This is a genomic window from Gimesia sp. (genome assembly GCF_048262075.1).
In the GTDB taxonomy this organism is placed as follows: domain Bacteria; phylum Planctomycetota; class Planctomycetia; order Planctomycetales; family Planctomycetaceae; genus Gimesia.
Window position 1 is genome coordinate 233,902 of the sequence record NZ_JBLXFK010000003.1, and the last position, 12,033, is coordinate 245,934.

Genomic DNA, 12,033 nt, shown 5'->3' on the forward strand with positions numbered 1-12,033 from the left:
CTCTTGCAATTCGTGATTTGCGAGCCATTGTTTTTGCTTCCACCTACTTGTCCTGTTTTTTCCTGTGCAGAAACTACTGCTGTGCGACCCCATTCAATAACAGGACCAGTAAACTACATCCCCCCAAACAGCAAGGTTCATAGTGACACGTCCTGTGATATGGCCAGTGTATGCTGAAAGGTGAAACGGCGGTAAGGCTTATTCTCCGCTAATACCCCACACAAAAACACGTCCCTCTTGTGTGCCAGCGATGATCCGCTTGCCTTTAGACGAGACATTGAGATCTCCTATCGATCGCGTCGGAACATTGAATTCTGACAGACGATCCAGTGAGCCGACATCATCAATAAACACGCCATTACTGAATCTTTGCATGACTAGAAATCGGCTATCTTGTAAGGAGGCTAGATGCGACACACCATTCCGACGCATAACGCTACTCAACTGATTTCCGGTGGAAGCATTCCACCGGCAGACCTGACCGTCTGCACCGCATGAAATAATTTCAGTTCCGTCTCCACTAAACACTGCAGCATTCACACTGGCTCGATGACCTTTAAACTCCGTAATCAATTTCCCAGTGCTTGAATCCCAGAGTTGAAAATGGCCTGGAAATTTCCAACCATGTTCATTGGTAGTACTGGTCATCAGTTTTTTACCATCAGGAGAATATTTAACAAAGCGAACAGCACTGTCATGGGGAATTGTGAACTTTGTCTTCCGTGTTGCAAAGTCCCAGATTTTGACGGTCTTATCTTCAGATCCCGAAGCAACTTGATTCCCATTGGGAGAAAAGGCAAGCGTCCAGATGCGACCTTTATGGCCATATCGTTTGTCAAGTCGTTTCATCTGCTCTAAATCCCAGAAGATCACTCCGGTCCCGAAACCGACCGTGACAGCCTGCAGTCCATTTGGTGAAAGGGCGCCCGCTGAAATTACCTCCCCATTGTCAAGCGCTTGAATTTTCTTTTCGTGATCGACATCCCAGATACAGAGCTGTCTGTCATGACCGCCAGTCACGGCCCGCAGTCCTGATTCATCGAGTGCCGCAAACCGCACATAGCCATCGTGACCGGAGAGCATGCGAGCCGGTTTCGGGGACTGCCAACATCTTATAACCTCGCCTGGAACGAGCGAAATCAGCAGCGACGAACTGTCATCGGCAAATTTCAAGTCACTGATCGGCCCTCCTGCGAAGACCGTGGACAGTTCCCGATATTTGACAAGATCAAATGTCTGAAAATATCCGGTGACCGTACCGACCGCCAGCACATGCTGATCCGAATTGAATGCAACAGACGTTATCCCCTGGTCAGGAAACGCGTCCGGCCACTTTGCGACCTCGGCTCCCACTGCCTGATCTTGTGGCTGCAAACTTGCGGCGCGTATCGTCACATTCCAGATCTGTTTACCCTGTTGAGTATCCCAGAGAATGAGTTCTCCCTGTCGATCACCGCTGATCAGCCAGCGGCTATCAGGACTGAATGCCAGTGCTTGAACAACACCATCATGGCCATTCAGAATTAAACGTTTGGATTGTAGGGCGACATCCCAGATCACAACAGTGCGACCTTCGCCGGCTGAGGCAGCCGATCGACCATCAGGTGAAAACGTCACCGCCCTGACCCGGCCTTTGTGAGCTTGTTTAGAAACCGGGGGAGAATCATTTCCTTGATTGATCCAGACCGTGTTCCCTACAGCATCACCTGCCAGTAACTGTTTTCCATCTGGAGCCAGTGCCAGTGATGTGATTGCAGATCCAGATCTGGATACGGGGATGCCAGATGTCAAAGAGGACGTCTTCAAATCCAATACCTCAACCTTGCCGACACTTGTGCCGCAGTAAATCTGGTTGCGATCAGCCAGAACCGTGGTCACATATTTTTTGTTGTTCATCTCGTCCCGTTCAGGGAAAGTAATTCGCTCCTTTACCAGACCGGTTTCGATGTCCGTACTGATGATGTTGTCTGCGACGTTCAGTGAGACAAGCATCCTGCCGTCCGAACTCAATCGCGGAGCAACGACCGGACCATGGGGTTCCTGTTTTTCTAACCAACGGAGTGCAGCCGATGAATCGCGACTGATTACCAGCAGATCCCCCGTTTCCGTCGCAGCGATCCAGGACCGGCCCTCCTGATCGGTCGACAGGGCGATCACAGAAGTCTCGAGTTTCACTTGTTCTGCTTGTTCGGATTTCGTTTGTTTTCCAAATGTGACTGTCCCATCCGCTGTCGCAAATGCAAAATCGTGTGACCGCGAGGCGACAGCGACGGTAGTTATTCTTTGTGATGGCTTCAATCTGTTTTTTTCAGGAAGGGTCGGCTGGAATGGGGGAGACATCGAATCTTTTCCCGTGGAGGCAGAAAGTACGTGCAGGCTGTGATCCGGGAATCGACAAAAGAGACTTTCTTCGTCTGCAGTCTGAAACCAAGTATTTTTCGGCAGTTTGACTTCATTTTTGAAAACGAGCGTATTGTCCGTAAAGTTGTACCAGCGCAGTTTGTCGTCAGTCCCCAGTGTCCACAGCCGATCTGATGCTACGAATTTGACATCAGAGGCAAAGCGACCCTCTCCATCAATTGCCTGGGAAATCAATTTTCCGGTTTCCACATCCCAGATGAAGAGCTGGTTATCGTGTCCCAAACTTGCCAGCCGTTTCCCGTCAGGCGAGAAGTCGAGTCCCCCGATTGATAATCGGTGCTGCACCATGCGTTTGCCCGGCCCCTCTGGTAACGGCTGCAGTACAACGGTACGATCCCTCGCTCCATAAGCCAGCAACTGAGAGTCTGGCGCAAATGCCACGGCTGTCACGCCCAACGGTTCATGGTACTCCTTCACCAATCGTCCGGACTGAATATCCCACACCTGTAACAGTGATCCTTCTGAATTGATGTGTCGACTGACGACGGTATATCGTCCATCGGGCGATACATTTAGCATTTCGACACGTGGGGCAGAATAAACAACAGCATCATGCTTCCCGTCAAAATAGCCGGGACCGACGTTTCGGGAAGTATCAGCCAGAGCAATGAGAGCCGGTGGGGAACTCGGAACATCATTTCCTGTTGGAGACAGGGTGGAATCTTGTGTCGCCTGGGAGACTGAGATTTGTTTGCTGGAATTCGCTTCCGGTTGGGGCTGTATCTCACTGGGACTGGCAGTCACCTTCGGCTGAGAAGCAGGCGTATCTACGTCAGACCCTGTGCGGTTACATCCCTGCAGGGCCAACAACCCCAGGATCAGGAATAGACTTCGATTGCTGATATGAAATCTCATGATTACCTCATGCCATTAGCTGATTGAACACCATTTTGGATTTTAAGGGACGTGTTATCACCACGAGTGACCCAGATGCGATCAATCATGAAACCATCATTTTCGGTTTCACCACTGAAAGAGATTTGTAATGGGACACGACCCAGCGACGGTTTGTCTTGGGTATAGGTCTGTAAACGAAATTCGGACAACGGAATGCTCACTGTCCTCCATTGACCGGGCTGATTCTGCCAGAGACTCAAATCGACGTAGCAGTAAGTCAAAACAGGTTGAGGATCTTTATAGGTTCTCGCGTGCAGATAAATGTGAAACCAGCCTGGGGGTTCAATTTTGAATGTCAGGTTGAGCAGGGAATCTTCGTGCCAGAAAAACAGCCCGGATGGGCTGAGGGGGGTCCGTATATTCTGAACCACCTGCTGGTTCTGCAGAATGGAAACGGATCTGATGGCACCTGCAGAATTTCTCGGAAGCGAATGACTCACCATTTTCCCCTCCCAGCCGACCGGGAGGCCACCTTCAAAATCGACACTCCATTCATCTGGGGGACGCGGCCAGTCCACTACGGAAAGTGGCTTTGAATCCATCACAGGCAGGAATTGCCCGGTTGATACCGACCTTTTTGATCTGTCAGAGTTCCGCGTGACCTGGACCTTGCCTTCTAATACAGAAATCTCGCTGTGCCCAGATGCTGAGAGCAACTCAAGTTCGGTTCCCAGGACTTGCACTTCTGCATTGGGTAAAAAAAACGAGAGTGGATGCCGGGAACTTTGGGGTGTCACTTTCGCGCTAATGCTTCCGAACGGAACACTGATTCCTCCAGTTGAGCGGGGACGTACGATAATCTCTGTTTCGGGTCGGATGCGAATCCTGGTCTGATCACTTAATATTAGAGTCGCCGAACTGCCATGACCGGTCTGCACGCGATCTCCGCTATGCAGTGGTTGAGGATTACTGCTGATTTCTTCCGGGGAAATCCACAAGATAGGCTGCTTATTTCGAATAATCCCAACCCGACCGGAAACACGGACTAATTGACCCGATGCATTCTGAGTTGATCCATTCCACCTCTGCCAGCCGATGACGGCCATCAGGATCATTACCACCGCAAGCGAGGTTTGCCACCAGCCCCTCAAGAGGCGGGCTGAACGAACTGGAAAAACCTGACGCTCTGGGGGAGACGTTTCTTCGGGTTCAACGTCATTCTGCCAGCGTAATTGAGTCAGTAGCTGACAGAAACAAACATACTCTTTACGAAATTCCTCATCGGCTTGCAGAAGTGTCACAAACCGTCGTTCCTGTTCTGCTGTCAGTTCGTCATCTGCCATTGCGTTGAGCAGAACCGACCATTCGTTCGGCTGAGTAAACTGACTCATGGGCGCGCCTCTGCAGCCAGCGTCCGCTCAATACAATGGCGTAATTTCTCACGTACGCGCCGCAAAGACTCGGAGACTGCCTTGGACGTTTTCCCAATATCGGTAGCTAAAGAATTGACTGCACCGTCTGGCTGATATCGCCGGGTAATCAAGTCTCGCTGAATCGAAGTGAGCTTTTGCAGGCACCCCTGCAGCGCGATGTTACGACGGTCATACTGCTCGGATTCAGTGCTGGCAGCCTTTGCAATCTCCTCCAGTAAATCGTCATCAAATGTCATGCCCCTGCGATCCTGGCGTGATCGATGTGCCAGAACCTGGAGACGGGCAATTGCAAACGCCCACGCGAAGTAATTAGTGCCACGTTCGTACGTCTCCCGTTTTCGCCACAAAATCACGTTCGTTTCCTGCAGAATGTCATCTGCATCTGTCGAATGCCCGACGAGAGAGAAAATGAATGCGTAAACCCTTCGTTGTGCCTGAGCGATTAACCGGACATGTTCCTCGGATTCCATTTTTGCCGCTTGATTGTCATCGTCATTCATTCTGGTTATCCCGTCTGTAAGGAAATGTACTCAGACTGGAATATCCCACGGCAATTTCCATGGATATTTGATTTTTATCTAAATTTTTCTGTTCCCAAAGGAAGGTAACAGGTTCTGGTGTGTCGCATTTTCGCTTCATAAATCTGCTTTTTTCCTTAATACAAGATAACAATATTTCTCGCATTCCGCATGGATCCGGAAACGTAGGGAAGGTCAGTTGCCAGCACATCAGGCGGTATATCCCTCCAGAAAGCACCAGAAACATCCCAGTGGAACTTTCAGCACCTGGATGCGAAAAAAGTATCAGCGAAAGATTTTTGTCGAAGGCAGTGAGATTCAATCCCTTTTCTGACCCAGTTGATTGACTTCTATAAGATTGATTGTAATCTAAGCGTGTCAGAATCTTTATTACACGTCTGTAATCATAAAGTCATCTGCATTGGTGAACGGTTAGAAGCTCATATTCAATTCGCTAACGTTCGCAGTTAACCATACACATTATTTCCTATGAGATTTTGTGATATCCAACATTTTTCTGAAAGTCTCGGATGCCTTCCTGGCTTATTGATTTGCTTGAAGTTGGAATAGCCATTTTTCTCGTGGCTCTAAATGGTTTCTTTGTCGCTGCAGAGTTCTCTCTTGTAAAAGTCCGCGGAAGTCAGATCCAAGAACTGGTTCGGCAGAATAAACCCTTTGCCCAGACGGCTCTTTGGTTAGTGGAACGTCTGGAAGACTCACTTTCTGCGTGTCAGCTGGGCATCACAATGGCTTCGCTTGGGCTAGGATGGGTTGGCGAACCTGCATTTGCCCGTTTACTTGAACCCGTATTTAGCGCAATGGGAGTCACATCACCGGCGGTGATTCACGGATTTGCCTTCGCTATTGCGTTCAGTCTGATAACGGCTCTTCATCTGGTGATTGGTGAGCAGGCACCAAAGATCTTTGCCATTCGCCATCCCGAAAAAATGGTACTCTGGTGCGCTGTTCCCATGAAGTTTTTTTATGTCTTCTCCTATCCATTATTAATCAGCCTGAACGGGATGACGGCAATTATATTGAAGAATCTCGGGGTTAAAGGCATTGGACATGATACACCTCATAGTGAGGACGAAATTCGCACATTGCTGAAAGAGGCCCACATTCACGGCGACCTGACTCGCAGTGAACATCGACTTCTGGATGCTGTCTTCGAATTCGACGATATAATCAGTCGCCGAATTATGGTACCACGAACCGATGTTGAAATTCTGCTGGTCGGCCAGTCGCTATCCGATTGTCTTACCCAGGTACGTCGTTCACGACATACCCGATTTCCACTCTGTGAAGGATCACTTGATAAGGTTGTTGGAGTCGTTCACATCAAAGAACTGATCAGACAGACGGAGATGGATGATCAATTTGACTTGCGATCAATTGCCCGCCCCCCCAAGACGGTTCCGGAAAATATGCCGATCAGCAAGCTTCTACGGCACTTTCAAGCGACTCACCAGCATATGGCATTCATTGTGGATGAGTATGGCACTGTTATCGGCATTGTGACAATGGAAAACGTGATCGAACAGATTGTGGGTTCCGTGCAGGATGAGTTCGACCTCGAAACGCCTGATATCGTACCGGATGGACCGGGTCAGTTTATTGTTCAGGGTAGCACACCGATTGATGTAGTGGAAAAGATCTTAAATATCTACCGCGGTGATGATGACGTTGACACATTCTCTGGCTTATTGATGTCGCGACAAGGTCAAATTCTGGAAGCGGGTGACCGTATTGATTTAACAAATGCGGTCGCTGAAGTACTGGAAACAAAAAACTCTCGAGCGGAACGAGTCCGAGTCACTTTGAACGAGAGCCCCGCAGCTGACAGACAAGAGTCCGGCGATTCTGCAGGATAAATGGAAGTGATGATGTAGAAGTACATCATCACTGGCAGGAATTTCGACAGTTCACAAGCTCAAGTCGTTGTCGAATGGTGGATGCCAAAACGGGATGCCTGATAAACAGGCTACCTGTGTGAACACCAGATCCTTGAGGAAGCAGGACGTCCAGAACCCATTACGTTTGCTTCGCTCTATTATGCTCAGCCCAGATACTCCTGAAGACGCTGCAGTGAATGATATCACTCAACGCTTGCGTTCAAAGATCCAGCCTTTGCGATAAAAAAACAGCAGCATCCCTGTCGCGACGGTTCCCATCGCGATCCACAATATTGTGTACGAATATTTGTAATGCAGCTCAGGCATATGTTCGAAATTCATACCGTAGATGCCCGCCATGAACGTTAATGGAATGAAAATACTCGCCATGATGGTTAAAATCCGCATTACCTCGTTTGTGCGGTTGGCAACCGCCGACAGATAGGTATTCATAAGACTGCTCGCCATTTCTCGATACATCTCGGCGACTTCCGACGTCTGAATACAATGGTCGTAAGTATCGCGAAGGTATATGCAGACATCTTCGGAGATAAGCCCGTGGTCGCCGCGAACGAGTTTATTGATCGCTTCACGTTGAGGCCAGATGGCTCGGCGCAGGTTAATCAGTTGGTTCTTGAGCCGGTTTAGTTCGCCTGTTACTGAGGGCGACGGGTTCTCTATCACGTCGCTTTCGAGTGCTTCCAAGTGATTTCCGATCACTTCCAGCACTGGGTAATAAGCATCAATGATCGTGTCGGCAATTACATATCCAAGATAGTCGGCGCCACTTTTTCTTATAATCCCTTTATTGGAAACCAGTCGCTTTCGAACGGAGTCAAGAACATCACCGGGTTTCTCCTGGAATGTGATCAGATAGTTTTTCGCGATCACCATGCTGACCTGTTCCATGTCTACTACTGGTTCACCGTTGCGTTCGTCTTTGCCCATTTGCACCATACGAATGACAACCAGCAACTTGTCGCCGTAAGGTTCGGTCTTAGGTCGCTGCGGAACGTTGACGACGTCTTCCAGCAGTAACGGGTGCAAGTTGAAGATCGTTCCAAGTTTGTTCATAACACTGCGATCGCCGAAGCCCTGGATATCTACCCAGGTCACTTCATTTTCATCGAAGGCTCCCTTCAATTCGTCGAGGTTCTCTACTGTTGACGTGCTGTGTGTTGACTCAGAATAATGAATCACCGATATCTTCGGGGGTGGTGCCTCTTTGGAAATCACCAGCGTTCCGGGACGTGCACCAATCTTGGGATGTTTCTTGCGAAATAGATTTGCGTTCATATGGACACTCAAATACTGGAGGAAGGTAACGCGTTAAGTGAGACAGACAATCAGCTTTCTGACACTTGGGTTTGCCGAAGTCAGTTTGTTACTGTTGCCCTTCTCCAAAGTAAGTCGCCAGCACTTCATCCCAACTCGGGCTGGATATCTGACGAAGTAATACTCGATTGACTGGCTCTCGTAAGGGACTGCCACTCGGCAATGCAAAGGCGTAATTCTGACGTTCAAATGTAACCGGCAATACGAATACTTCTCCCGAATAGTTCTGGTAAGCTTGATACTTCAGAATGGGCGCGTCATACACGACCGCATTGCATTTTTTGGCAACCAGGCTCGCCAATGCTGAATCCACGTCAGGATGTTTGGTGAACATGATGTGTCGTGAACGCAGATATTCCGCCGAGGTGGAACCGTCGACGGTCGCGACCTTAATGCGAGACAAATCTGCCGGGCCGTTGATCCCTGCTCGTAATTCGGTCACCGTTAGTGCAGATGTCACTGCAGCGGTAAAACCCGCAATGATGAAGAGGCCTGCGAACATCCAAACCAGGCCAATCATTCGGCCCCCTAGAGTTTTGGGAACTTTGTCTCCATAGCCAACCGTTGTCAGTGTGACCGCAGCCCACCACAATCCAGCTGCGATACCCTTAACCCAGCCTTTGTCAAATTGCTCTCGATTTTGTCGTCGTTCAAATAAATAGATGCCGACGGCGCTGACCAGCATTGCGAAGAACAGACCGGCAACAATGCGGAAAAATGTTTTCGAAAAAACAGCGTCGACGATCCCGGACCAACCGGAACGCCGCTGATTCGAGCCGACGGCAATCCCAAGACCGGAGGTATAAAACGAATGCGTGAAGTCCATTCGTTTCTCACGCTCGTAATTGATTGTAATCGCAGCAGCTGCCAGCTCCACTTCATTTTTTTCGACCGCAGTCAGCATTTCGGCCAGCGGGTACTCTTTGAATTCAATATCGATTTCGTGACCGGACTCATTTTCAAGGTCGACTTTAATCTCACGAAGAAGCGCAATACTGATGCCTGTCCAATTTCCTTCTTGATTCCGCATGGCGAACGGCGGCACCTCGCGAATCGCAACGATGAGTTTATCAGGAACTTTCAGCTGCACAGGATCGTCGGTATTTTTCGTTTCCAGCGTGCCATCTTGACCGCGCCCGCTGGACGTCATTGTTAACACAACAAGCAGGAAGAGGTGACATTGCCGGCAAGATTGAAAATACGTCATGTCATTCTCCCAGATATCGATACACAAGATCGCCCCACGCATCGCTCTCACGATATCGCAGAAGTTCTTCATTAAGTGGTTTGCGAAGAACGCTGTCTGCCTGCAACGCGATCGCATATTCCTGAACGTTGAACAAAACAGGCAGGACATCAATGGAATTGCTGAATTCTGTACTTGCCAAATATTTCAGCAGGGCAGCGTCGTATACCACCGCTTTAGCCTTGTTTTCATCGACCGCCAGGATTGCTTCTCGCGGTGTATTGTAACTCTGAAAAGAAATGCGACGTTGCTGCAGATATTCTGCGCTGGTACTCGACGTCACCGATGCCACACGGACATGATGCAGATCGGTCACCCGATCGATTCCCGAGTTGAGTTGTTGGACGGTCAATACGGAAGTGATCACCCCAGTCAGTATTGACAACAGGATGATACTGGCAAACATTGCAATCGTCGCCAGCAGACGCCCCATCTTGCTTGCCGGAACAATTCCCTTGTGTCCCAGCAGTAAAATCATGGACCACCAGACCCCCATGCCAATCCCTTGTCGACGTTCCCCTCCGAACATGGCTTCGTTTCGCTTGCGCTCAAACAGCCAAAATAGAAATCCACACATGATGACAATGCCGACCATACCTAGAATGAGTTTGACCAGGCGAGTCGATACGATACGCTGCAACACCATCCATGGACTGGTTCGGTCCCGGGCACTGACCGCAATCCCCAGTCCGGTCGAAAAGTGTGGGTGACAGAAATCAACTCGTTCGAGGCGTTCTGATGTAACGCTTATGGCAGCGACTGCAGCATCCAGTTCGCCTGCCTCCAGCTTCGCGAGCATCTCATCAAGAGTAAGTTCCTGAAACTCATACTCTAAATCCAACTCATTCGCCAGATGTTTCCAGAGCTCAATGCTGATTCCCTTCCACGAACCGTCTGGGTTCTTGATCGCAAACGGGGGGCTTTGTTTCGTCCCGACTTTCAGTACAACCTTGTCCCCGGCCTCAATCGGCTCCGTTTTCAAAGGTGTCGCTTCCTGGGACCAGAGCATTGATGAACTATTCAATACCGTAAGCACGATCGTCGTGAACAACACGGTTCGGAATAGCCAATCAATCATATTAATGTATCCGCGATTGCCGAATTAAGTCTCGCAGCAAACTCAATCGCCCGTTCTGCCGCAATTTCGTCGATAGCCTAGTGCTTTGTCAAGCTAGAAATTGAGGGTTGGGAGTGTTGTTTACATGCTCCGTTGTCGCACTCTCGGGATATCTATCAACCCCATATTTTAAAAAATGATACTCCACTAGTCCCACCTGCCATCACAGATCACATAAATCCCCGGCAAAGCGTCGGACACTTATCGATCTTCATTCCCGTTACGCTTCAACCCCAAGCTCCTGAAAGTATATGCACACATACACACACCTGATTGTTTCCTGACAAAATGACTAACTCATAACGAACGATCTTTGTAAATGTGATGAATCAGTTCGAAAATATCGTATCATACTTAGTTCATTGCACCTACCCCGACCTGCCCCCACGAATGACACCAGCCACAAGACTTAGTGTTCTGTTGTTTCAATAGCTGTTCTGTTCGCCTGCTGAAGCGGAGCGGAAGCAGGCGAACAGAACAGCTTCGCTTCCGGCACCGGGGCTCTGTAGCCCAGTGAACTGTGCGGCCTGATGGAGTTGTAATCTCTTCTCCAGCGTTCGACCAGCACCTTGGCTTCCCATAACCTATCGAAGATTTCCCCGTTGAGCAATTCATCTCTCAGTTTTCCGTTAAAGGATTCGATGTAACCATTTTCCCAGGGACTGCCTGGTTCAATGAATAAGGTCTTCACTTCGACCCTCTGAAGCCAGTCCCGCACCTGCTCTGCCGTGAACTCGGGACCATTGTCACTGCGAATATGATCCGGGACTCCACGACTTACAAACAGGTCGCTCAGACGTTCCAGGACGCTTTCACTGTTCAATCTCCTTTCGACATCTATGCACAGGCACTCCCTGGTAAATTCATCAAGCACGGTCAGCATCCGGAAGGCCCGGCGTTCCGAAACCCAATCATGTCCCAAGGCATCTCTTACGAAATTCACCGCCTTACTCCGTTTCGACGGGCTCAGTAGTTTCCCGAGGCGGCTTCCCGCAAAATGGCTTTATCCAGTTCCGATTCTGCCAGCAGCTTTTTAAGCCGGGCATTTTCCTTTTCCAACTCTTTCAGACGTTTGGCCTGATCCATCCGCAAACCACCGTATTCCCGCCGCCTATTATAGTACGTCTGCTGGTGAATTCCCAGTTTCTTGCACATCAGGGGAATGCTGACACGTAGGCAGTTGGCCTGTCAATCATAGCTTTTCAGAGTCCAATTGATGGACTGACGTGGA

General features: G+C 49.4%; 8 protein-coding genes and 1 pseudogene. 1 reads left to right on the forward strand and 8 read right to left on the reverse strand.

The window, feature by feature from the left end; genetic code table 11:
* Positions 1-198: 198 nt before the first annotated feature.
* Genes ACN0YH_RS08375 through ACN0YH_RS08390 form a run of 4 tightly spaced genes read right to left on the reverse strand, consistent with a single transcriptional unit; the run spans position 199 to position 5,531 of the window.
* The gene (locus ACN0YH_RS08375) at positions 199-3,276 is read right to left on the reverse strand and encodes a WD40 repeat domain-containing protein (protein ID WP_417379115.1); all 3,078 of its coding nucleotides are present in this window, start codon (positions 3,274-3,276) and stop codon (positions 199-201) included.
* Between the two features lie 2 nt (positions 3,277-3,278).
* Positions 3,279-4,649 carry a FecR domain-containing protein gene (locus tag ACN0YH_RS08380; RefSeq protein ID WP_417379116.1) on the reverse strand — a complete coding sequence of 457 codons (1,371 nt, stop codon included), beginning with the start codon at positions 4,647-4,649 and terminating at the stop codon, positions 3,279-3,281.
* On the reverse strand, positions 4,646-5,191 hold the full coding sequence (locus ACN0YH_RS08385) for a sigma-70 family RNA polymerase sigma factor (protein ID WP_417379117.1): 546 nt from the start codon (positions 5,189-5,191) through the stop codon (positions 4,646-4,648). The genes ACN0YH_RS08380 and ACN0YH_RS08385 overlap by 4 nt, the downstream gene beginning before the upstream one ends.
* Positions 5,184-5,531, reverse strand: a complete 348-nt coding sequence (locus ACN0YH_RS08390; protein WP_417379118.1) for a hypothetical protein — start codon at positions 5,529-5,531, stop codon at positions 5,184-5,186. Before ACN0YH_RS08390 ends, ACN0YH_RS08385 begins: the two co-directional genes overlap by 8 nt.
* A gap of 208 nt (positions 5,532-5,739) precedes the next feature.
* On the opposite strand from ACN0YH_RS08390, the gene ACN0YH_RS08395 reads away from it, so the two are divergent.
* A complete protein-coding gene (locus tag ACN0YH_RS08395) occupies positions 5,740-7,083 on the forward strand; it encodes a hemolysin family protein (RefSeq protein ID WP_417379119.1) in 1,344 nt (447 codons plus the stop codon).
* Positions 7,084-7,311: 228 nt separating this feature from the next.
* Here ACN0YH_RS08395 and corA read toward each other — a convergent pair whose 3' ends face one another.
* The 4 genes and pseudogenes from corA to ACN0YH_RS08415 form a co-directional block, all read right to left on the reverse strand.
* Positions 7,312-8,400, reverse strand: coding sequence for a magnesium/cobalt transporter CorA (gene corA / locus ACN0YH_RS08400; RefSeq protein WP_417379120.1), 1,089 nt, complete (start codon positions 8,398-8,400; stop codon positions 7,312-7,314).
* Positions 8,401-8,488: 88 nt separating this feature from the next.
* Positions 8,489-9,646, reverse strand: a complete 1,158-nt coding sequence (locus ACN0YH_RS08405; protein WP_417379121.1) for a transporter substrate-binding domain-containing protein — start codon at positions 9,644-9,646, stop codon at positions 8,489-8,491.
* A 1-nt stretch (position 9,647) separates the two neighbouring features.
* Positions 9,648-10,763 carry a transporter substrate-binding domain-containing protein gene (locus tag ACN0YH_RS08410; protein ID WP_417379122.1) on the reverse strand — a complete coding sequence of 372 codons (1,116 nt, stop codon included), beginning with the start codon at positions 10,761-10,763 and terminating at the stop codon, positions 9,648-9,650.
* A 448-nt stretch (positions 10,764-11,211) separates the two neighbouring features.
* Positions 11,212-11,954: pseudogene (locus ACN0YH_RS08415) on the reverse strand (integrase core domain-containing protein); the annotation flags it as partial.
* Positions 11,955-12,033: the final 79 nt, after the last annotated feature.

Bases quoted from the DNA above. Each gene is read 5' to 3' on its own strand.
- ACN0YH_RS08375 (WP_417379115.1), bottom strand. From the start codon at position 3,276: ATGAGATTTCATATCAGCAATCGAAGTCTATTCCTGATCCTGGGGTTG.
- ACN0YH_RS08380 (WP_417379116.1), bottom strand. From the start codon at position 4,649: ATGAGTCAGTTTACTCAGCCGAACGAATGGTCGGTTCTGCTCAACGCA.
- ACN0YH_RS08385 (WP_417379117.1), bottom strand. From the start codon at position 5,191: ATGAATGACGATGACAATCAAGCGGCAAAAATGGAATCCGAGGAACAT.
- ACN0YH_RS08395 (WP_417379119.1), top strand. From the start codon at position 5,740: ATGCCTTCCTGGCTTATTGATTTGCTTGAAGTTGGAATAGCCATTTTT.
- corA (WP_417379120.1), bottom strand. From the start codon at position 8,400: ATGAACGCAAATCTATTTCGCAAGAAACATCCCAAGATTGGTGCACGT.
- ACN0YH_RS08405 (WP_417379121.1), bottom strand. From the start codon at position 9,646: ATGACGTATTTTCAATCTTGCCGGCAATGTCACCTCTTCCTGCTTGTT.
- ACN0YH_RS08410 (WP_417379122.1), bottom strand. From the start codon at position 10,763: ATGATTGATTGGCTATTCCGAACCGTGTTGTTCACGACGATCGTGCTT.